General features: G+C 59.4%; 20 protein-coding genes. 8 read left to right on the plus strand and 12 right to left on the minus strand.

Going from position 1 to position 19,963, the window contains the following annotated elements; all coding sequences use genetic code 11:
- The first annotated feature begins 226 nt into the window (after positions 1–226).
- A complete protein-coding gene (gene leuA, locus G6N80_RS15880) occupies positions 227–1,978 on the plus strand; it encodes a 2-isopropylmalate synthase (RefSeq protein WP_165135190.1) in 1,752 nt (583 codons plus the stop codon).
- Positions 1,979–2,031: 53 nt separating this feature from the next.
- On the opposite strand, the gene G6N80_RS15885 is transcribed toward leuA, so the two are convergent.
- From G6N80_RS15885 to G6N80_RS15895, 3 genes are all read right to left on the minus strand, one after another.
- On the minus strand, positions 2,032–2,868 hold the full coding sequence (locus G6N80_RS15885; protein WP_165135193.1) for an anti-sigma factor family protein: 837 nt from the start codon (positions 2,866–2,868) through the stop codon (positions 2,032–2,034).
- Entirely contained in the window at positions 2,868–3,341 is a 474-nt protein-coding gene (locus tag G6N80_RS15890) for a hypothetical protein (RefSeq protein WP_156379125.1), read from the minus strand. The genes G6N80_RS15885 and G6N80_RS15890 overlap by 1 nt, the downstream gene beginning before the upstream one ends.
- Before the next feature lie 77 nt (positions 3,342–3,418).
- Complete coding sequence (locus tag G6N80_RS15895) at positions 3,419–4,372, minus strand: metallophosphoesterase family protein (protein WP_062553968.1); 954 nt, start codon at positions 4,370–4,372, stop codon at positions 3,419–3,421.
- 41 nt (positions 4,373–4,413) lie between these two features.
- On the opposite strand from G6N80_RS15895, the gene G6N80_RS15900 reads away from it, so the two are divergent.
- The gene (locus tag G6N80_RS15900) at positions 4,414–4,902 is read left to right on the plus strand and encodes an NUDIX domain-containing protein (protein WP_165135196.1); all 489 of its coding nucleotides are present in this window, start codon (positions 4,414–4,416) and stop codon (positions 4,900–4,902) included.
- Between the two features lie 2 nt (positions 4,903–4,904).
- Here the strand turns inward: G6N80_RS15900 and G6N80_RS15905 are convergent, their stop codons facing one another.
- The gene (locus G6N80_RS15905; RefSeq protein WP_062553969.1) at positions 4,905–5,888 is read right to left on the minus strand and encodes a glutathione S-transferase family protein; all 984 of its coding nucleotides are present in this window, start codon (positions 5,886–5,888) and stop codon (positions 4,905–4,907) included.
- A 244-nt stretch (positions 5,889–6,132) separates the two neighbouring features.
- On the opposite strand from G6N80_RS15905, the gene G6N80_RS15910 reads away from it, so the two are divergent.
- Positions 6,133–6,666, plus strand: coding sequence for a GNAT family N-acetyltransferase (locus tag G6N80_RS15910; RefSeq protein ID WP_062554735.1), 534 nt, complete (start codon positions 6,133–6,135; stop codon positions 6,664–6,666).
- 5 nt (positions 6,667–6,671) lie between these two features.
- Here G6N80_RS15910 and G6N80_RS15915 read toward each other — a convergent pair whose 3' ends face one another.
- The 5 genes from G6N80_RS15915 to G6N80_RS15935 are packed head-to-tail and all read right to left on the minus strand — an operon-like array spanning position 6,672 to position 13,951.
- The gene (locus tag G6N80_RS15915) at positions 6,672–7,091 is read right to left on the minus strand and encodes a GNAT family N-acetyltransferase (protein WP_165135199.1); all 420 of its coding nucleotides are present in this window, start codon (positions 7,089–7,091) and stop codon (positions 6,672–6,674) included.
- Positions 7,092–9,164 carry a hypothetical protein gene (locus tag G6N80_RS15920; protein WP_165135202.1) on the minus strand — a complete coding sequence of 691 codons (2,073 nt, stop codon included), beginning with the start codon at positions 9,162–9,164 and terminating at the stop codon, positions 7,092–7,094.
- A gap of 9 nt (positions 9,165–9,173) precedes the next feature.
- Positions 9,174–11,981 carry a DUF4159 domain-containing protein gene (locus G6N80_RS15925; RefSeq protein ID WP_165135205.1) on the minus strand — a complete coding sequence of 936 codons (2,808 nt, stop codon included), beginning with the start codon at positions 11,979–11,981 and terminating at the stop codon, positions 9,174–9,176.
- Complete coding sequence (locus tag G6N80_RS15930; RefSeq protein WP_062553973.1) at positions 11,981–12,895, minus strand: DUF58 domain-containing protein; 915 nt, start codon at positions 12,893–12,895, stop codon at positions 11,981–11,983. Before G6N80_RS15930 ends, G6N80_RS15925 begins: the two co-directional genes overlap by 1 nt.
- Positions 12,896–12,937: 42 nt before the next feature.
- The gene (locus G6N80_RS15935; RefSeq protein WP_062553974.1) at positions 12,938–13,951 is read right to left on the minus strand and encodes an AAA family ATPase; all 1,014 of its coding nucleotides are present in this window, start codon (positions 13,949–13,951) and stop codon (positions 12,938–12,940) included.
- Positions 13,952–14,125: 174 nt separating this feature from the next.
- Here G6N80_RS15935 and G6N80_RS15940 point away from each other — a divergent pair, with 174 nt between their 5' ends.
- The 3 genes from G6N80_RS15940 to G6N80_RS15950 are packed head-to-tail and all read left to right on the plus strand — an operon-like array spanning position 14,126 to position 16,655.
- The gene (locus G6N80_RS15940) at positions 14,126–14,749 is read left to right on the plus strand and encodes a DUF1285 domain-containing protein (RefSeq protein ID WP_062553975.1); all 624 of its coding nucleotides are present in this window, start codon (positions 14,126–14,128) and stop codon (positions 14,747–14,749) included.
- Positions 14,746–15,393: a CoA pyrophosphatase gene (locus G6N80_RS15945; RefSeq protein ID WP_062553976.1), complete on the plus strand. Its 648-nt coding sequence runs from the start codon at positions 14,746–14,748 to the stop codon at positions 15,391–15,393. The genes G6N80_RS15940 and G6N80_RS15945 overlap by 4 nt, the downstream gene beginning before the upstream one ends.
- The gene (locus tag G6N80_RS15950; protein WP_062553977.1) at positions 15,390–16,655 is read left to right on the plus strand and encodes a CCA tRNA nucleotidyltransferase; all 1,266 of its coding nucleotides are present in this window, start codon (positions 15,390–15,392) and stop codon (positions 16,653–16,655) included. Before G6N80_RS15945 ends, G6N80_RS15950 begins: the two co-directional genes overlap by 4 nt.
- A gap of 6 nt (positions 16,656–16,661) precedes the next feature.
- Here the strand turns inward: G6N80_RS15950 and G6N80_RS15955 are convergent, their stop codons facing one another.
- From G6N80_RS15955 to hemF, 3 genes are all read right to left on the minus strand, one after another.
- Positions 16,662–16,862: a DUF1059 domain-containing protein gene (locus G6N80_RS15955; protein WP_062553978.1), complete on the minus strand. Its 201-nt coding sequence runs from the start codon at positions 16,860–16,862 to the stop codon at positions 16,662–16,664.
- 197 nt (positions 16,863–17,059) lie between these two features.
- On the minus strand, positions 17,060–17,332 hold the full coding sequence (locus tag G6N80_RS15960; protein ID WP_062553979.1) for a hypothetical protein: 273 nt from the start codon (positions 17,330–17,332) through the stop codon (positions 17,060–17,062).
- A gap of 93 nt (positions 17,333–17,425) precedes the next feature.
- Positions 17,426–18,340 carry an oxygen-dependent coproporphyrinogen oxidase gene (gene hemF, locus G6N80_RS15965; RefSeq protein WP_165135208.1) on the minus strand — a complete coding sequence of 305 codons (915 nt, stop codon included), beginning with the start codon at positions 18,338–18,340 and terminating at the stop codon, positions 17,426–17,428.
- A 148-nt stretch (positions 18,341–18,488) separates the two neighbouring features.
- On the opposite strand from hemF, the gene G6N80_RS15970 reads away from it, so the two are divergent.
- Entirely contained in the window at positions 18,489–18,746 is a 258-nt protein-coding gene (locus tag G6N80_RS15970; RefSeq protein ID WP_062553981.1) for a hypothetical protein, read from the plus strand.
- Between the two features lie 123 nt (positions 18,747–18,869).
- Positions 18,870–19,826, plus strand: coding sequence for a flagellin N-terminal helical domain-containing protein (locus G6N80_RS15975; RefSeq protein WP_165135211.1), 957 nt, complete (start codon positions 18,870–18,872; stop codon positions 19,824–19,826).
- Positions 19,827–19,963 lie beyond the last annotated feature (137 nt).

Raw genomic sequence — 19,963 nt, forward strand, 5'->3', positions numbered from 1 at the left:
CGCGTCTTCTGCTGCCCTAAACTCGCTTCTTCTTCTCGGCCTTATCGGCGGTTGCCGGGTCCGTTAAGGAGCGCCCGGCGGCCGAAAGAGCCTGCCGGCTAGAGCTCCTTTTCACAAAATCCATGATTTGAAGACCGAAAGCCTCGATAGAGGCCTTGATCCAGTGTTTCAACGCTGTAACAGGCTGATGCCATAAGCGTGACGCTGGACGCGAAGGAGAAGACGAATGACTGCCAATACTCCCGCAACGCAAGCCGCGACATCGAGCCAGGCCACGGGTCAGAGCCGGGGAATGCCGGATGCATCCCGCAAGTACCGCCCGTACCCCACGATCAATATTCCGGATCGCACATGGCCGTCCAAGGTCATCGACAAGGCGCCGATCTGGTGCTCCGTCGATTTGCGCGACGGCAATCAGTCGCTCGTCAACCCGATGGGTCATGATCGCAAGGCGCGCATGTTCAAGCTCCTGTTGGACATGGGCTTCAAGGAAATCGAGATTGGTTTCCCCTCCGCCTCGCAGACGGATTTCGATTTCGCCCGCTGGTGCGTGGAAGAAGGCGGTGTGCCTCGGGATGTGTCCCTGCAGGTGCTGGTCCAGTGCCGCCCGGAACTGATTACCCGCACCTTCGAATCCTTAGAAGGTGCCTACAAGCCGATCATCCATTTCTACAATTCCACGTCCGAATTGCAGCGGCGCGTCGTGTTCGCAAAGGATGTGCATGGCATCAAGCAGATCGCCGTCGATGCTGCCAAGATGATCATGGACATGTCTTCAAAGGCCTCCAGCAGCGAGAATGGTGGTTATCGCTTCGAATATTCGCCGGAAAGCTTCACCGGAACGGAGCTGGAAGTGGCGCTGGAAATCTGCAATGCCGTGATTGCCGAAGTGAAGCCGACGGCTGAGAACAAGCTGATCCTCAACCTGCCTTCCACGGTTGAGATGGCAACGCCCAACATCTATGCGGACCAGATCGAGTGGATGTGCCGCAATATCGACAACCGCGAGAATGTCATCATCTCCCTGCACCCGCACAATGACCGCGGCACGGGCATCGCCGCAACGGAGCTGGGCCTGATGGCCGGTGCCGACCGCGTGGAAGGCACGCTGTTCGGCAATGGCGAGCGCACCGGCAACGTGGATGTCGTGGCCCTGGCGCTGAACATGTATACGCAAGGCGTCGATCCCGAGCTGGATTGCACCGATATCGAGCGCATCAAAGCGGTCTACGAATATTCAAACGAGATGACGATCCCTGAGCGTCATCCTTATGTTGGCGAGCTGGTCTATACCGCCTTCTCAGGCTCTCACCAGGATGCGATCAACAAGGGGATGAAGGCGATCAAGCAGGCCAATTCGCCGGTGTGGGAAGTGCCTTACCTGCCGATCGATCCGCAGGACGTGGGCCGTACCTACGAAGCGATCATTCGCATCAACTCGCAATCAGGCAAGGGTGGCATCGCTTATATCCTTTCCCAGGATTACGGCATCAATCTGCCACGCAATCTGCAGGTCGAATTTCGCGAGGATATCCAGCGGATCACAGACGAAGAAGGCAAGGAGCTGCCCTCCAAGCGTATCTACGAGCGCTTTATCGAGCGGTATGTCGATCAGCCGGAAGGCCGCATCAAGTTCGTGGATCACCACACCTATCCGGCCGGAACCGACCAGAGAGGGATCCGGATCGTTGCGGCTGAAATCACCGATAATGGCGAGACCAAGCGGATCGAAGGCAAGGGTACTGGACCGATCGACGGCTTCATCAATGCTCTATCGATCTATCTCGGCAAGGAACTGTCGGTGGCGGATTATTCCGAGCACTCCCTCCAGCATGGCTCGAATGCGTCCGCCATCGCCTATGTCGAGATGGAGTACGATGGGGGTAAACTGTTCGGTGCGGGCATCAACACCAATATCGTGACGGCTTCGCTCGAGGCGATCGTCTCCGCTGCGAACCGCGTTCTGGCGAATAGCTGATATGGAAAGCGCCCGGGCTTCTAACCCGGGCGCTTTTCGAATGAATACTGTTGTTAGATAATGCCGGCGATCTTTGTCGCCAAGCCCTCCAGATCGGCATCGGAAGAGGGGCCAGTCAGCACGTAGCTTGCCTGCAAGCCCTGCCAGGTCACCATTCCGATATCGTCTCGAATGCTCTCGCGCATGTCTTTTTCCGGCATGGGCGAAATGAATTTGGTGAAGCATATGGCGATAACCTCGCCATCCCGGTTCTGGTAGATCAGTTCCCCCACCGGCCTTCCGCCTGCCGAAAACAGGCGAGCACCCATGAAGACGAGCTTTTCCGAAGTGAGATCGGGAATGCGAAATGAAATGCCCGTGGTCGCCATCAACCATTCGACGATATGCGCGGATTCGTTCGCCGGAATTTCTACTAGATGTCGCGACTGGCGGGAAAAGAGCCGGTAGTGAGACGCAACATCATCCAGCCAGGCTTTGCTTGGATCGCCCGCGATATCCGCATAGGTCATCATGTGGGACGGGGCGCCGACCATGTAGCCGGCCGCTGCGCCGAGCGCGAACATAATGACGGACGAGGTGATCGCGAGACGGTAGGTAGGCTTGAGCTTTTGCCGAACGGTTTCCTGCTTCGGAAAACGCAAGGCGCGACGGCCTTCCGGTGCTGTCTTGATGCTTCTGACGAGGCTGAGCGAAACCGGCTCTTTCAGCATTTCATTGAACAGCGTTCGACCGTGTTCTGTGGCTTGCCTGAGTTTGTCCGAGGTCAGTTTTGCATTTGGATCATTCGCGAGAATGTCATCCAGTTCAGACTTCTCCGCCTCAGTCACTTCTCCATCCAGCATGGCGGACAAACGGGCATCGAGCGAGGGCTGGCGCAGATTGTCGGACATCAGGCTCGGCGCTCCGCTTCGCTTTCGGTGACAATGGCAAGTTCGCGTCTGGCGGCCAGAACCGTCTCCGCAATGCTGTCCTCCGTCGTTGCCATGACCGCTGCCGCTTCGCGATAGGACAGTTCTTCGACCGCACAGAGCAGAAAGGCCGCAGCCAGTTCCGCGGAGAGGATCATCGGCAATTGTGGTGAACTGGTAGCCGCGGAATGGAGGCAGACGACTGTCTCGTTGGATGCCTTCTTCTTGCGGATTTCCGTTCGCCACAGGGAGCAGATTGCGCCGAACAGGCGCAGATCCAGCCGGTCTTCCGCATCCTGGAACGGTGCCTTCAGCAGAGCCTGACCGCACACCTTGGACACAAGCTCATCCGCCTTCGCCCCGTTCTGCGCAAGAACAAGGGCAAAACGCCGCAAACGGGGCAGCAGGGAAACGAGGTCCCGTCGAATGTCCGTGTTGTTTGGCTTTACGTCCATGAATTCCTTGGTACCGAATCTGTCAATCGTCAAAGTTTCCGAATTATCACTACAGGCCAAGGCTTTCGCCAAACTGGCTACAGTTCTAGTTCGAGAGGTGGTGGCTCCGGAAGTGGTGCCGGTGTTCCGTAAAGAACACGTCGTTGCTCGTGAGCAATGGCATCCGCTTCCTGTGTCAGTCCGAACCGATCACATGCAAGGTTCCAGGAACCAGGTTGGCCCGACAATGTGAAGAAATTATAGGCGGCCGGAGGTTTATGTCCACCCGGCCCCTGCGAGGCTGAAGCGATGCCGACAACCGGCACGCTGCCTGCATGTGTCTTCAAATGGTAGAGTGTATTGAGATGCGTGTGGCCGTGGAGGACAAGCTCTGCGCCGCCGGTGGAGATTGCTGCATTGAAACGGCGAATGCCCAGCATGCGCTTGTGGGAAGCGGCCGCGCCGCGAATGGGTGGATGGTGGATCATCACGACGCGAAACAGACCTTCTTCTCCCGCCTTGCGCAGGAGATTGACGGTTTCGCGGGCCTGCCGGCTGCTGAATAGTCCGCTGGCGGAAAAGGGCAGGGTCGCATTTGAGGTAGAGCAGCCGATGATGGCGATTGGTCCGCGGCGGCGATAGGTCGGGAAAATGTGGTCCTCGTCGGACCAGTCATTCGGATCATTGTCCGCCGCGATGAACGGATACCATTCTCGCACGGAGCGATCGTGAGCGCCGGGCACATAGGCATCGTGATTACCGGGCACTACCGTCGTATCAAGTGGATCGCCGATGCTGCGCAGCCATTCGCCCGCCAGCCGGATCTCGATGGAGGTTGCGAGATTGACAAGATCGCCGGTGATCATCAGATGGTCCGGCTGTTTCGTGCGGATATCGCTCAACAGGAGATCCAATGTATTCACAAGCAGATGCTTGCGCCTGTTGCGGTGCCAGTTGATAAAGCCGGTGATGCGTTTCGAGGCCAGTTCGCGCACTGTCAGGCGAGGAAGCGGGCCGAGGTGAACATCTGAAATGTGCGCGAAGGTGTACATTGCTCGAGACATAGAGCTTGCAGGCCAAGGGGGCAACCCGCATGAGCAATGAAGGAATACAGGAAATCAGCGGATTGAGGACGAGGGTTATCGTTTCCGTCCTGCATCGGCTGTTTGCCTTCACGCGGGGCATGACGCTCGGGGTTCGCGCAGCTTGCTTTGACGCGCAAGGCCGCATCTTTCTGGTCCGCCATACCTATGTTCCGGGTTGGTATCTTCCGGGCGGGGGCGTCGAACACGGAGAAACCGCCGCGGCTGCCTTGGCGAAAGAGTTGCGAGAGGAAGGCAATCTGGAGATCGATGGCGAGCCGCTGCTGTTTCAGGTCTATCAGAACAGTCGCGCCAGCAAGCGAGACCACGTGATCCTCTACCGGGTGAATGTGCGGCAGACGGCGCCACGAGCGCCTGACCGGGAAATTGCCGAGAGCGGATTCTTTTCTCTCGACCATCTGCCCGTAGATGTCACCGCCGCGACGTTGCGGCGGCTGGAAGAGCTTTCAGGCGAGAGGCCAAAGCAGGAGATCTGGTAGGCTCATAAATGATCCCGACCGTGGGGTGTGTCGAGATCGAGTTGTGGTCCAACCGGCACCACACCTGTCGGATTGATCGTCTTGTGGCTTCGATAATAATGATGCTTGATGTGGCGGAGATTGACCGTCTGCCTGATGCCGGGGTGCTGATACAAATCCCGCAGATATCCCGAGAGTGCTGGATAATCAGCGATGCGGCGAATATTGCATTTGAAGTGGCCGACATAGACCGGATCGAACCGCACAAGGGTCGTGAAAAGACGCCAGTCCGCTTCCGTCAACTGGCTGCCGAAGAGATAGCGCTGTTGTGTTAGGCGGCGGTCGAGCTCATCCAGCATGGCGAATAGCGCGGTCACATTCTCCTCATAGGCAGCCTGCGTCGTCGCAAATCCAGCCTTGTAGACGCCGTTGTTGACCGCATCGTAGATGCGGGCGTTCAGCGCATCAATCTCTGTTCTCAACGATGATGGATAGAAGTCGAGCGTCGAGCCCGTCAGTGCATCAAAGGCCGAATTGAACATGCGGATGATTTCCGCCGATTCGTTAGAGACGATCGTCTCGTTCTTCTTGTCCCAGAGAACCGGCACCGTTACGCGGCCTGAATAGGTCGAATGCGCGCGCACATAGACCTGCCAGAGTGCGCGACTGCCGAACAGATGATCCGGCGTTGCATCCGGATCATCCTCCGTTTTGAATTCCCAGCCGTTATCGAGCATCAGAGGGCTGACGATGGATACGCTGATCATGTCCTCCAAGTTTTTCAGGGTTCGGAAAATCAGCGTGCGGTGCGCCCAGGGACAGGCGAGTGATACATAAAGGTGGTAGCGGCCCGCTTCTGCCTTAAAGCCGCCTTGACCGGACGGACCCGCAGAGCCATCCGGCGTGATCCAGTTGCGAAAGCGGGAGGCATCGCGCTTGAAATGCCCGCCCGTCGACTTCGTATCATACCAGACGTTCTGCCACTGGCCTTCGACAAGCATTCCCATGCGTTCATTCTCCTCGCTGTCGTCGTTGCAACGATACAAGTCCTCGAATGAAAAGCGAGTTCCGCAATGAAGACAGTGTGTTTTCGATAGACGACTATAAATTTTACTGTTATTGCGATTTTCCAAGTGAGGAAATCGACAATGGCCCAGACCCTGACACTTCGACGACGTTGATTGAACTGCCGGACGCCCCCTTGGCGTCGTTCACAATGCCGTTGTTTTGTCTTATATGGTCTGGCTGCTCATGAACAAGCACGATCTCGTCTACCTCACTGAAGATGCTTCCCACGATGAAATCATCGAGTTGATCAATGCCGAGGCCTTTGGTCCCGGTCGGTTCACCAAGTCATCGCAGCGTATTCGCGAACAGGGTCCGCATGACCGCTCGCTCTCCTTCATCTGCGCCGATGACGGCGAGACGATTGCCTCTGTGCGGATGACCGCAGTGAGAGCAGGCGGGGTTGACGGGCATCTGCTGGGGCCGCTTGCCGTGCGGCCATCGCACAAGAACCGGGGTATCGGACGTGAACTGGTTCGCATCGCAATCGAGGCCGCACGGCGTAAGGGCTCTGAGGCCGTCATTCTTGTCGGCGATGCTCCTTATTACATGCCCCTCGGGTTCGAGCGTGTTGCCTACAACGCGCTGACTTTCCCGGGACCAACCGATCCGGCGCGCATTCTGGTCGTGCCACTTGGCGAAAATGTTCATGCCCGTCTGAAAGGCGAAATTGCCTGGCAGGATTGGCAACCGGTGGCTCTGGCTCTCGCCGCGGAATAAGCTTCTCAGAAAACCTTGTTCAGCCAAGTGATGAATTGGCCGCCGGACATCGGGCCGTTCTTGCCGATGATCCTGTAGCCGTATTTCAGATAGGTCTGCAGCGCATCTGGGTTCATGGTGTCGAGATAGGCCCCGACACAGCCTCGTGCACGCGCTTCGTTCTCCGCCATGCTCAAGAGTCGGCCAGCAAGGCCATGACCGCGATTTTCATCCGGTATGAAGAGCAGCTGAACATAGAGCCAGTCGCGGGCCGTCCAGCCGATCAATCCGCCCGTGATCTCTCCAGTCTCTGAACGGAGGTAGATGCCGAGGTCGCGTTTGCTGCTCTCGCCGAACCGCGCATTGTTGTACGCGACCAGAGGCCCTCGGATAGCCTCTTCCATATCCGGCGTCACGACGTCGGAAACAACCAGATCAAATGCCATTTATCGTCCTTCGCGCCACCACATGGCGGAAATTGCCAGAAGAAGCGCTGCCAGTCCTGCAAAACCGGCGAAAAGCGGTGTCGAATCGATACCCTTCAGCACGGTTTCATCTGTCATGCGGATGACCATCCGGTTTGGATCATTGATCCTGACCTCGCCACGCACAGGCAGGAGATCGGGGATCGTCACGCCGTCGCCATTGGCCACGCGGCTGATCAAACCCCGCGTTTTCTGGGAATAGGGTGCAAGTACATCGCCGGTGGAAATCATGGCCTGGAATTCGGGCGCATCGACATTGCCGATATGAACCAGCGTCGAGAGGTCGCCATTGCGTATTTCGAACAGGCCGGTTTCATCCATCCGCTTCTCGATCCGGTAGAGACCCGGACCTGCCGCCGTGAAGGCGACGGTTTCTGTCTTGCCCGACGGATAGCGAATGGTCGCTGGACCCGGATCGTCGCCGATGGTCTGGCGCGTCGCCTCCAGGGTTCGGCCGACGGCGCGCGCAGTCAGCGCTTCCTCTTCGAGCTCCGGCTCTTTCATCAGCCAGTGCGCAATGCGCCGGTAGAGCGCCACATGCGGGCCGCCGCCTTCGAAACCTCGGGCCCATAACCAGCCCTGATCGGACAAGAGAGTAGCAATACGCCCTTCGCCCTTTCGATCCAGGACGAGGAGAGGGCGGGTGCCGTCGCCCAGCATCACTGTCTGGCCCTGCGGCGGATCCACATCCACCGTGCGGAACCAGCGTCCCCAGGCCGGCGGCTCTGCGGCTGCGCCATCCAGTCCACGCGTCACAGGGTGCTTCTTGCCTTCATCCGAAAGTCGCGGGAAGAACGGAGCATTGTGGACGCTGCCGCTCGGCAGGGCAGGTAGAACCGTAGAGAGTGGTGTGAGCGCAATTGACGAATCGCCGGCATATTCCGGGCCTGCTGCCACCAGCAGGGCGCCACCCTTTTCCACATATTGCGCGATATAATCGTAATAGAGCATCGGCAGGATGGGGGTCGTGCCGATGTTCTGGTAGCGGTCGAGGATGATCAGGTCGAAATCATTGATCTTCTCGATGAACAATTCGCGCGTCGGAAAGGCGATTAGGGACAGTTCGTTGATCGGCGTGCCATCCTGCTTGAAGCTTGGCCGAAGAATGGTGAAATGCACCAGGTCGACGGAGGCATCTGATTTCAACAGGTTGCGCCATGCGCGCTCACCGGCATGCGGTTCGCCTGATACCAGCAGAACGCGCAGGTTCTGGCGAATGCCATCAATGACATGGACGGCGCGATTGTTGGCGGCGCTCACCTCTCCGGCCACTTCCGGCACGGAGAACTCCATGATGTTGTTGCCACCACGCGGCACATTGAAGCGGAAGGGGATCGGAACGCCCGGATTTGCCTGCAGGTTGCCAATCACTTCGCCGTTCATGCGGATGGTGACGGACGCAGCCCCGCCCGGTGCCGGACCTTCGTCCACCACGCGAAGGGTCATCTCCTGCTCTTCTCCGACAATGCCGAAGCGCGGCGCCTTTACGACCTGGACGCGCCGGTCATATTCTCCGGCACGACCGGTGATCAGTCCGTGGATCGGTGCGGTAAAGCCGAGATCCTGATTTGTTCCGGGCAGATCATGCACCTGTCCGTCCGTCAGGAAGATCGCGCCGCCCACCCGCGCAGGCGGAACATCCGCGATCGCTGCGTTGAGCGAGGACCAGAGACGGGTCGAGGGTGTGTCGGTATCCTCATCCTTCACCTCAACGATGCGCGGCTCGATGCGGGGAAAACGTGAAAGACGGTCGGTCAGTGCCTGTAATGCCTGATCAGTCTGGCGGGTACGCTCGGCCGTTTGCTGGCTCTGTGAGCGGTCCACAATCACCGGAACGATGGTCGACAGGGGCTCCCTGTCTTCCTGCGTCAGGGTTGGATTGGTCAGCGACAGGAGAAGAACAGCAAGCGCAACGGCGCGAAGCGTTGCGCCCCGCATGCCGCGCCAAAGCGAAAGCACGACCAGCACAAGTGCGAAAACGCCAAGAACGACAAGAACGGACCACGGCAGAAAGGGTGAGAATTCAATATTCATCCCGATATCCTACTGGCCAAGCCGCTGCAGCAGATCCGGCACATGAACCTGATCCGCCTTGTAGTTGCCGGTCAGCATGTACATCATGATGTTCACGCCGGTTCGATAGGCATATTCGCGCTGCATTTCGTCCGAGGGCACGGTCGGCAGCAGCGGGATGCCGTTTGCATCGATCGCCCAGGCACCCGCCAGATCGTTGGCCGTAATCAGGATCGGGCTGACGCCATCCCCGGACGCGGCGAGCGGACGATCCGGATTGCGCGCTTCCTGGCGAGCCTGCACCCACATGGGGCTTCCGCTGTAGCGACCCGGAAAATTGGACAGGAGATAAAAGGCGCGCGTCAGGATGTGGTCGGCGGGCGCTGGTTCCAATGCCGGAATATCGACGTTGGCCAGAATGTCCTGCAGCCGCTGGCCATTGGCTGAGGTCGAGCTGCCATCGAACGACGAGATCTGGTCGCGGGTATCGAACAGAACCGTGCCGCCGTTTCGCATATAGGCATCGATCCGCGAAATTGTTGCCGCGCTGGGCATAGGCGCTGTTGCGGAGATCGGCCAATAGATCATCGGGTAGAAGGCCAGTTCATCCTTTGAGATGTCGAGGCCAACCGGCGCGCCGGGTTCGAGAGCTGTGCGGAATGTCAGGAACTGGGTGAGACCTTCGAGGCCCGCTTCCGAGATACGGTCTACTTCCGGCTCGCCGGTGATGACATAGGCAAGGTGGGTCGTATCCAGCCGCTCCAGCGCCTGTTCGTCACCGGGTCGCGCATCCGCTGCATGGGCGGGCGGAGCGGGTAGGGCAAAGGGCAGAGCAATCAAAGTTGCGAGGACAGCCGCAATCCGGCCACGACGAGCCGCTTTGGAAAAGGCACCATTCATGACAAGGACAATCAGCGTATCGAGAAGCAGGAGTATCAGCGCAAGCGTGAACAGCGCAGGCCTCAGCGACACGGCTTCGCGGCCAATGAGACCCTCACGGGCAACGGTCATGCCCTCGGCAGACATGTTGACGGGTTCGAGTTTGGCTGTTGGGGGCAGCAGGTTGACCGCGCTGAAGCCGTCCTCATTGCCATAAAGCCCTGGCGGATGATCGAAGGATGCGGATGTAACCTTCCCCGGGGCTGTCGTCAGCGGTTTTGCCGAGCCGATCTGAGTTGTCAGAACGCCTTCAGCATTCAGCAGCCGATAGGGCGGCAGGGCCACGGCAGCCTCTCCGCCCTGCGAAGCGGTTTGCGCTCCACCGGCACGGGCAACCTGCATCAGGCGGCGCAGCATTTCAACGAAGGATCCGGACAGAGGCAGGTCTGACCATGTTGCCTCCGCACTGACGTGGAAAAGCACGATGCGGCCGGCGTTTACCTCACGGGTGGTCACCAGCGGTGTTCCATCGGCAAGGCTTGCCCAGGTGCGCTCCGCCAGATCCGGCGAGGGTTCGGCAAGCACTTGACGGTTGACGGTGACGTCTCCCGCGCGTGGCATCCCGGCAAAGGGCCCGATCGTTGGAAAATCAGCAAGCGGCTGCGGTTCCGCCCAGGAAAGAGCGCCACCCAGCGCACGCTCGCCGCGGCGCAGATTGACAGGCACCAGCGGATCGTCTGCCGGTGCCGCTGCGAGACGCGGACCGGCGAAACGAATCAACACGCCACCGCGCGACAGCCAGCGTTGCAGCGGCTCGTAGGTTTCTGCAGGCAAGCGGCCAATATCTGCCATGATGATGGCGGATGGATTGGTGTTCAGAACCTCCGGCAGCGATGCCGTCAGATCCGAGCTCTTGGGCTCAATGATGTCCGCATAGGGCTGCAAGGCGCGACTGATGTAATAGAGCGGCTGAAGAAGCGGCTGCACTTCATTGCTGCTATCGCCGGAGAGAAGGGCAACACGGCGACGCTTGAAGCCATCATCCAGAAGATGGGTCGATCCTGCGGTAGCAAGGCCATCGATTGCAAGCCGTGCGAAGTCGTTGCGCAATTCGAATGGCGCTGCAATTTCAGCCGTGGCCGTTGAAGCGCCTGCCGCGAAGTTCAAGGGCGCGGTTGCGAGTGAACGACCCTGCTGATCGAGTGCGTTGACGGTGAGGCTGCGGGCACTATCGCGCGACAGGCGCTCGACGGTCACTTTCATGGCCCCCGAATCGTTCGCAGCCTGCGTCAGCGCAACCGCGTTTGAGCCTTCACCGGTGATCAGGCGCACATCTGCCGCCGACAGACTGGAGAGGTCTGCCACCATGTCCGCGTCTTCAGCCGTTGCAATGCCGTCGCTCAGATATGCGATAGTGCCGGGACGCGAGCCGTTGAAGGCTTCGACAAGGGCATCTGCCGCGCGTTCTCTCATGGGCGGAAGTGGTTTGGGTTGCGCTGCGGCCAGCTTCTCACGGGCAGCGGCGGCACTTGCAGGGACCGCGTCATGCGTTGCATCCGTCGTGAACACGATGGAAACCGGCAGGTTGGCCTGCTCCGCATCGTCAATCAACATCGCAGCCGTTTCCACGCGACGCTGCCAGTCGGCGGTCGTGGACCAGCTGTTATCGACGATCAGAGCAAGTGGCCCCCCATTGTTCAAGGAGCCGGTCCGGGGGTTCAGAACGGGGTTTGCAATGGCGAAGATCAGTGCGGCTGCCATCAGCATCCGCAGAAGCGTCAACCACCAGGGACTCTGGGCGGGGGTTTCCTCCCGCTTCAGAACCTTGGCGAGAATGGCCAGCGGCGGAAATATTTCTGAACGCGGCTTCGGTGGTGTCAGGCGCAGCAGCCACCAGATGGCAGGCAGCACCACAAGTGCGATGAGGATGAATGGGCTTGCGAAGGCGAGGGCTCCCATCAGCGTCCTCCTGCCAGGCGTGGCGGATTGCCGGACAGATGACCGTGAACGGCCACCAGCGCCTCTGACGCCAGGTGGTCCGTGCGATGGAAGATGAAACTCCAGCCCATCCGGCGCAACGACTGGCCAAGATTTTCACGGCGCGCGAGATAGGCGCGCTGATAGTCGTCCCGCAGCGTTTCGGCTCGGCCGGATGTCAGCTTTTCACCCGTTTCCGGATCGGTGAATTCCGTGCGGCCAGCATAGGGGAAAATCTCTTCCGCCGGATCGGCGACCTCGATCACATGTCCGCGCAGGCTACGTTTTGCGAGAGGCGAGAGGCGTTCCATGATCTTGTCCGCATCGTCCAGAAAGTCACCGATGAGAACGATGTCGCTGGCGCCGCGGATCATGTCCGTTCGAGGAAGGCCTTCGGTCGGCGGCGCATGCATGATGGCGGTTGCCAGCCTTTCTGCGGCGTTGCGGGCGGAGACAGGTTCCATCACGCCCGGGCAGCCGATGCGCTCGCCCGACCGCGCCAGGATTTCAGCCAGCGCCAGCATCAGAACCAGGGCGCGGCTTTCCTTGGACACCATGCCGTAGGTAGACTTGTACATCATCGACGGGGACATGTCGGCCCAGAGCCAGACCGTGTGGGCAGCCTCCCATTCGCGGTCACGGACATAGGCGTGGTCATCTCGAGCAGACCGTCGCCAGTCAATGCGGGAGAGGTTTTCGCCATCGGTATAGGGGCGGAACTGCCAGAAATTTTCGCCAACGCCGCGCTTGCGGCGACCATGCCAGCCGGAGATCACCGTATTGGCAATCCGCTTCGCCTCCACCATGCAATCCGGCACGAGTGCTGCCCGCTGGCGGGCGCGCGCAAGAACTTCACTGCCGGGTGTCTGGGAAACGATCTGGCCTATGGATGCCACGCCTGCTCCTTTGAACGATGACGCATGTTACAGGATCGCCAATCAGGCGTTCGATTGCTTGACGAGGCCGCTGATGACATCGCGCACCGACATGCCCTCGGCACGCGCGGCAAATGTCAGGGCCATGCGGTGCTGGAGAACAGGTTCGGCAAGAGCGTGCACATCATCAATGGAGGGGGCTAGCCTGCCTTCATAGAGCGCACGGGCGCGCGCGCACAGCATCAGTGCCTGACCGGCTCGCGGACCCGGACCCCAGGCCACATGACGGTCTGTCATTGTATTGCCCTGACCAGGACGGGCGGAGCGCACGAGGGACAGGATCGCATCCACCACCTTGTCGCTTACCGGCATCTGGCGGATGAGCTTCTGGATTTCCTGGAGGCGCGATGCCTCGATGACCTTTGTTGCCCGTGCCTCGGCAATGCCGGTGGTATCGAGCAGGATCTGACGTTCGGCGGCGAGATCCGGGTAGAGAACATCCACCTGAAGGAGGAAACGGTCGAGCTGCGCTTCCGGCAGCGGGTAGGTGCCTTCCTGTTCCAGCGGATTCTGTGTTGCCAGAACGTGGAACGGCGAGGGCAAATCATAGCGCTGGCCAGCCACCGTGATGTGATATTCCTGCATGGACTGCAGCAGTGCCGACTGGGTGCGCGGGCTGGCACGGTTGATTTCGTCCGCCATCAGAAGCTGCGCGAAGACCGGACCCTTGACGAAACGGAAAGAGCGGCGGCCGTTCTCGTCCTGATCCATTACTTCGGTGCCGAGGATATCGGAGGGCATCAGGTCCGGTGTGAACTGGATGCGGTTGGCATCAAGCCCCAGCACCGTACCAAGCGTCGTAACCAGCTTCGTCTTGGCAAGGCCTGGCACGCCCACCAGAAGGGCATGGCCACCGGAGAGGACTGCAACAAGGGTGTTTTCGACAACGTGCTCCTGGCCGAAGATGACCTTGGAGACTTCCGATCGAACCGTCGAGATGTCGGCGAGCGCCTGCTCGGCGGCAGCGACGATCGCCTTTTCGTCCAGCGGAGTTTCGGTGGAAGTCATGACGCCCATTTTCGGTCTCCATCTGGCTCTTCTGACCCGGCATTATGCCGGGCGAACGAATCGTCTCGATCAAGTGTAGAATTCGCCCTTTTCAACTTATTCCCGCGATAGCGGCTGACAAGGACGTTGTGAATGACTATCTCGTGACAGAGCACTGCATTAACAGCAAGCGTGAATGAAATTATGGCAGACGAGACAATAAGAGCGGCAGGCGACGCTGCGGGACTGGCAGCCATGATCGCACGCGCTGCCGATCAGACCGGCAATCGTGAACGAGGATTACCGCCCGTCGAGCGTTGGAACCCGCCTTTTTGCGGTGATCTGGATATGGAAATTCGTGCCGATGGTACCTGGTTCTATCTCGGTACCCCGATCGGCAGACCGGCCCTGGTGCGCCTGTTTTCCACGGTTTTGCGCAAGGATGAAGACGGCAAGACCTATCTCGTCACACCTGTGGAAAAAGTCGGCATCCGCGTGGAGGATGCGCCGTTTCTGGCCGTTGAAATGAATGTGGCCGACAAGGCAGGATTGCCGGTCATCACGTTTCGCACAAATGTGGGTGACCTCGTCTCTGTCGATGCCGAGCATCCCCTCCGTTTCGAGATTGCTGGTGAAAAGCGACAGCTCAAACCCTACGTCCTCGTGCGCGGGCGGCTGGAGGCGCTTGTTTCCCGCGCCGTGATGTATGATCTGGTCGAACGCGGCGAGACCGTCGAGATCGATGGCAGAGAGATGTTCGCGCTGCGATCCGGCGCGTGTCTTTTTCCGGTGATGCCCGCGGATGAACTGGATGCGTTGAGCCAATGAGCGAGCTGCTGCTGAACCCAGCCTTCTACTCCGCTGCCGAGTTCCGGCGCCGTGCCCTCAACCAGTCGGGCAGCCCGCTCGATCTCGCATCCGCCGAGCATGGGGACCACATACTCAACCCTGCGATCATTGCGGAGGTTTCTGCCCGCAAGCTGAAAGATGCGGCCGTACTGATACCCGTTGTCGATGACGCCGACGGCGCGAAGATCATTTTCACGAAACGTACCGCGACATTGCGCAAGCATTCGGGTCAGATTGCATTTCCGGGCGGAGCCGTTGATCCCGAGGATGGCTCCGTTGAAAGGGCAGCAGTGCGGGAGGCCGAGGAAGAAATCGGTCTCGATCCACGCTTTGTTCAGCCGGTGGGGCGATTGCCGGATTATTTTGCCGCGACGGGCTTCCGCATCACGCCTGTGCTGTCAGTGGTTGAACGCGGTTTCGAGCTTCGGTTGAACCCGACGGAAGTGGAGCAGGTGTTCGAGGTGCCATTGTCCTTCCTGATGGACCCTGCCAACCATCAGCGCGACAGCCGCGATTTCAACGGTACAACCCATTATTTCTACCGAATGCCCTATGGCGAATGGAACATCTGGGGCATTACCGCAGGCATTCTGCGCACGCTTTACGAAAGGCTTTATGCATGACGGTGAACCTTGCTCATGAGGCGTGGCTGCAGGATGCGGCTGTCCAGCGGGTGTTTGCCTTGTTGAACGCTGATGGCGGTGAAGGTCGTGTGGTTGGCGGTGCTGTCCGCAATGCCCTGATGGGCGCGCCGATCAGCGACGTGGATTTTGCCACGACCAATCTTCCGCAGGTCGTGATGGAAAGGGCTGCTGCGGCTGGCATCAAGGCTGTGCCGACCGGCATCGACCACGGGACCGTGACGCTGGTGATCGATGGTCGGGGCTTCGAGGTCACCACGCTTCGGCAGGATGTGGAAACCGACGGGCGGCGCGCAAAGGTGAGCTTCGGCACCGACTGGCAGGCGGATGCAGAGCGGCGAGACTTTACCATCAATGCGCTCTATGCAACGGCCGATGGCGATGTCGTCGATCTCGTCAACGGCTTGCCGGATATCGAGACGAAGACCCTGCGCTTCATTGGAGACGCACATCAACGTATTGCCGAGGATTACCTGCGTGTGCTGCGGTTCTTCCGGTTCTTCGCCTATTACGGATCGGGGAGGCCGGATGCCGATGGCCTGCGCGCCAGTGCGCGGGCCAAGGACAAGCTGGATAGTCTGTCTGCCGAGCGTGTGTGGTCGGAACTGCGAAAGCTGCTGGCAGCGCCTGATCCTTCGCGCGCCCTGTTGTGGATGCGCACCTCTGGCGTGCTGACGGCGGTGCTGCCTGAAACGGAAAAATGGGGCATCGACGCGATCCATGGTCTGGTTGCGACCGAGACGGCTCTGAAATGGCAACCGGATCCCATGCTACGGCTGGCGGCGATCATCCCGCCGGACGGCGAGCGTATTCGCGTGATGGCGGACAGGCTGCGCCTGTCACGCGCGGAGGCGGAGGCTCTTCAATCATTTGCCGCAGCGCCCTCAATCACACCCGATATGGCGGGTGCCGCCCTCGATCGCGCGCTTTATCGGCAGGGCGTGACCGGGATCATCATGCGGTTGCGGCTCGCCTTGGTCAATGCCAGGGCCAAGGCCGTTGATGACAATGACGAGATGCTGAAGGCGGCCAAGCTTGACACCCTGTTGAAGCGGGCAATCGCTTTCGTGAAGCCTCAATTTCCAGTCAGCGGTGCCGATCTCGTTGAACTGGGGCTGACGCCGGGCCCAAAGTTCGGAAAGGTCCTGGGACAACTCGAGGCCGAGTGGGTCGAGCGAAATTTTGTCGACGACCGGGCAGCATTGACCACCCGGCTGGCTACAATCATTGAGCAGGCTGACTGACGGCTGTCAGCCAGCGGGTTGTGCAGGCTCGGCACGTTCGTCGCGGATACGCTCCTTGATGTGCTCGACCATGGTTTCGCGAATAACGGTTTCGCCATGGGCCGTGCGCATGTGGTCAACAGCCCGGCGGACGATCTCCGCGTCCTGATCCGCGCGTGTATGCCAATCACAACCGGGCACCAGTGTCCCGCATTCAAACTGTCTCATGATACATCTCCCGTTTTCAACGCTCGGAGACGCGCTCCTCAACGTGTCTCCGAGGTCTAAACGGGCGGGAAACCTGCCGGTTCCCGAAAGCGATGCCTAGAGCGTCGGGCGACTAATCGGCAACGGCCCGCCGCTCTAAATTCTTTGTTGACGCATCCGTTGAGCGAAAAACCGGATTCCACTTTTTCGCCCGATGCTTAGTCCGAAAGCGCCCAGGCGTGGAAAACGGAGGGGTGAGCCGAGCCCGCCCGACGCTGTGGTTCCGACGATCCGGGGATGTTTTCATTCGCCTGGGATGCGAGTTGCCGGCGAACCTGCGCGACATAGAACGCATGGGGCAGGTCTGCATCACTGCGGGCTCTGAGTTCCGCAGCCAATCGGTCAATCAATTCGGGAGTTGCCAGCAAACGAGAGGTCTCTGTCTGCTGAGGGGTGTTCGGGGGGACTGCTACGCTGCCTGACGCGACCATGATGATCCTCCTCCAGTGTAGTAATGCGGATGAGGATGATACGGATCTCTAGTTTGTCAATGGACTTTGCAGTCACACCCCTTCACGGGCGCGTCAGGGCCATTTCACCAAAGGGGGCAGGGACGACAGGATGGACTCGACGTTGCCGCCGGTCTTCAAGCCAAAGATCGTTCCGCGGTCGTAGAGGAGATTGAACTCCACATACCGTCCGCGGCGAACCAGTTGCTCGTCGCGGTCCTGCTCGGTCCATTCCATGTTGAAGTTCTTGCGGACAAGCTGCGGATAAATATCGCGAAATGCCTTTCCGACATCCTGAGTGAAGGCGAAGTTTGCCTCCCAACCGCCAGCTTCTTCGCGGGGATAGAGCCAATCATAGAAGATGCCGCCAATCCCGCGGGCCTCGTTGCGATGCTTGAGGAAGAAATAGTCGTCGCACCAGGATTTGAACTTTTCGTAATCCGCGACGTGGGCATGTCTGCGGCAAGGTTCTTCCATTGCGCGATGGAAAGCCTGCGAATCAGCATCGTCCTGCGTCCGGCGCCGGTCGAGCACGGGGGTCAGATCCGCGCCGCCGCCGAACCAGAGGCCAGAGGTGACGACCATGCGTGTGTTCATATGCACGGCAGGAACATTCGGGTTCACCGGGTGCGCGATGAGCGAGATGCCGGATGCCCAGAAACGCGGATCCTCGGACGCGCCCGGCATCTGCTTGCGGAACTCCTCGGAGAACTCGCCGTGCACCGTGGACGTATGGACACCAACCTTTTCGAAAACGCGGCCTTCCATCATCGACATGCGACCACCGCCACCGGCGCCGCCTTCGCGTAGCCAGTCCTTCGGTCGAAAGCGACCGGGAGCGCGATCCGACAAGGGGCCGGACAGTTCATCTTCGAGGGCTTCGAACGATGCACAGATTTCATCCCGCAGATGCTCGAACCAGTGACGTGCCCGCAGCTTCTTGTCCTCGATGTCGTCGGGCAGGCCGATCGGAATCTGCGGTCGTTCCATTTTGTCCTCGAATCCGCTGATGCGCGCGTGATGAATTGGAGGGGTTCTAAACAGGCAATCGCTCGGACGCAATCGCAACCGGTGTCGCAGACGATTCGACTCGCTTTATCTCTTTCTGCTACTATCTGACTGTCAGAGGTAAGAGCGCATGGCGAAATTCACATCACCGCCGCTCGACGGCTTGAAACGACGGATCGACCGGCACCGGCAGTCACAGGGTGAAGCCGGTCGGAGCCATTTCGTGCGGGAAACTTTCCGTCTTTCCAGACCGGAAGCACGCCAGAAAGCACGCGAATGGTTCGATACCTTCCCCAAGGCCGCTTACTGGACCGAGGTTGAAAGCTGGCGTCAGCTCGACGGCGATGAGATCGAATTTACGATGCGGCGACTACCGAGTGCCGATTGAGGCTGCAATCATGCGGTATTCCGTAAAGCTTTAGCTGTTTCCGAAACGGAACCCAAAAACATTCTTCGCTAAAAGGTGCACTGAACCGGTCACGTGTAGCCGGCTCTGCTCAGCGGAGTTTTGATGTCGAGTATCCTCACTGATTTGACCCGTTTACCGATTTCCGGGCGGACCGAGTCGACGCGCGCACAGCCTGTGAGGTCAGAGCGGGCCGCGCCAGCTGGCGGGGTCGCGGAAACGGCAGGTAGCGAAGCTTACTGGTCCATCGCAACGACGGTGAAGTCCAGCAGCATTTCTCTTTCCAGCGCCGAGGACGCGCAGGCTCTTTCGGCGGCGTTGACCGACAAGGCGTCCGTCGCGCTTGACGCCGCGACCGAGGTCATGTCCGACATCCAGTCGAAGCTCTATCTCGCCAAGACCCCTGGCGTTGATAAGGACGGTGTAAACTCGGCGCTTTCCGACTTGAAGGGCCGACTGTTGGACATCGCCCAGGCGGGATCGTTCCAAGGCCAGAACTGGCTTCAGAGCGAAACAGGAAAAGTGCCGAAGGTCCAGTCGATCGTGGGCTCCGTCAGCTCTGATCGGAATGGTGACGTGGCGATAAACATCATCGATTTCGATACGGCGAAATCGACCCTCGTTGCCAAGGAGGATGCAAGCGACGGACTGCTGACGCGATCCTATTCCGGCATCACAAGATCAGGTGCGCCTTATGATTATCACCTGCTAGAAGCAGGCGCCCAGATAGCAGTTCCTCCATCGTCCCGGGAGATATCGGTGTCGCGTTCCGTCGGCAATGACGAGATCGAGGGTATGCTTTCCGCCGTTGGCAGCATGATGCGCGGCCTGACGGACGCTTCCGTTGGCGTCAATGCCGCGGGCGCTCGTGTCGGCGGCGCATCGGCGACAGTTGCGCGGATCATGGAAACTGTCGGCGGTGATGTCCGAGGTTTGATCGACACCGGCATGGAGCAAGATGCCGCAAGGCTTGCTGCCCTTTCAGTTCAATCGAAACTTCGGGAAACTGGCCTCAATATTACCAATACAACAATGGCGGCTACGCTTCGCGCCCTGCAATAGATGTTTTTGTTTGAACCTGCCTTCGGCATGCCCCTTGTCCCTAGTAATGCCGAGGGAGGTGGTTCGAGAGAAGGGGCCGGTAGAGTGTTCTACCGGCCCCTTCAATTTGTTCTTCTGCTGTCGCTCTGTGACCCGCC

The organism is Rhizobium rhizoryzae, assembly GCF_011046895.1.
GTDB lineage: Bacteria > Pseudomonadota > Alphaproteobacteria > Rhizobiales > Rhizobiaceae > Neorhizobium > Neorhizobium rhizoryzae.

What these genes read in the sequence shown, in the direction of transcription:
- leuA (WP_165135190.1), top strand. Translation starts at nt 227, where the DNA reads ATGACTGCCAATACTCCCGCAACGCAAGCCGCGACATCGAGCCAGGCC.
- G6N80_RS15885 (WP_165135193.1), bottom strand. Translation starts at nt 2,868, where the DNA reads ATGTCCGACAATCTGCGCCAGCCCTCGCTCGATGCCCGTTTGTCCGCC.
- G6N80_RS15890 (WP_156379125.1), bottom strand. Translation starts at nt 3,341, where the DNA reads ATGGACGTAAAGCCAAACAACACGGACATTCGACGGGACCTCGTTTCC.
- G6N80_RS15895 (WP_062553968.1), bottom strand. Translation starts at nt 4,372, where the DNA reads ATGTACACCTTCGCGCACATTTCAGATGTTCACCTCGGCCCGCTTCCT.
- G6N80_RS15900 (WP_165135196.1), top strand. Translation starts at nt 4,414, where the DNA reads ATGAGCAATGAAGGAATACAGGAAATCAGCGGATTGAGGACGAGGGTT.
- G6N80_RS15905 (WP_062553969.1), bottom strand. Translation starts at nt 5,888, where the DNA reads ATGGGAATGCTTGTCGAAGGCCAGTGGCAGAACGTCTGGTATGATACG.
- G6N80_RS15910 (WP_062554735.1), top strand. Translation starts at nt 6,133, where the DNA reads ATGAACAAGCACGATCTCGTCTACCTCACTGAAGATGCTTCCCACGAT.
- G6N80_RS15915 (WP_165135199.1), bottom strand. Translation starts at nt 7,091, where the DNA reads ATGGCATTTGATCTGGTTGTTTCCGACGTCGTGACGCCGGATATGGAA.
- G6N80_RS15920 (WP_165135202.1), bottom strand. Translation starts at nt 9,164, where the DNA reads ATGAATATTGAATTCTCACCCTTTCTGCCGTGGTCCGTTCTTGTCGTT.
- G6N80_RS15925 (WP_165135205.1), bottom strand. Translation starts at nt 11,981, where the DNA reads ATGGGAGCCCTCGCCTTCGCAAGCCCATTCATCCTCATCGCACTTGTG.
- G6N80_RS15935 (WP_062553974.1), bottom strand. Translation starts at nt 13,951, where the DNA reads ATGGGCGTCATGACTTCCACCGAAACTCCGCTGGACGAAAAGGCGATC.
- G6N80_RS15940 (WP_062553975.1), top strand. Translation starts at nt 14,126, where the DNA reads ATGGCAGACGAGACAATAAGAGCGGCAGGCGACGCTGCGGGACTGGCA.
- G6N80_RS15945 (WP_062553976.1), top strand. Translation starts at nt 14,746, where the DNA reads ATGAGCGAGCTGCTGCTGAACCCAGCCTTCTACTCCGCTGCCGAGTTC.
- G6N80_RS15950 (WP_062553977.1), top strand. Translation starts at nt 15,390, where the DNA reads ATGACGGTGAACCTTGCTCATGAGGCGTGGCTGCAGGATGCGGCTGTC.
- G6N80_RS15955 (WP_062553978.1), bottom strand. Translation starts at nt 16,862, where the DNA reads ATGAGACAGTTTGAATGCGGGACACTGGTGCCCGGTTGTGATTGGCAT.
- G6N80_RS15960 (WP_062553979.1), bottom strand. Translation starts at nt 17,332, where the DNA reads ATGGTCGCGTCAGGCAGCGTAGCAGTCCCCCCGAACACCCCTCAGCAG.
- hemF (WP_165135208.1), bottom strand. Translation starts at nt 18,340, where the DNA reads ATGGAACGACCGCAGATTCCGATCGGCCTGCCCGACGACATCGAGGAC.
- G6N80_RS15970 (WP_062553981.1), top strand. Translation starts at nt 18,489, where the DNA reads ATGGCGAAATTCACATCACCGCCGCTCGACGGCTTGAAACGACGGATC.
- G6N80_RS15975 (WP_165135211.1), top strand. Translation starts at nt 18,870, where the DNA reads ATGTCGAGTATCCTCACTGATTTGACCCGTTTACCGATTTCCGGGCGG.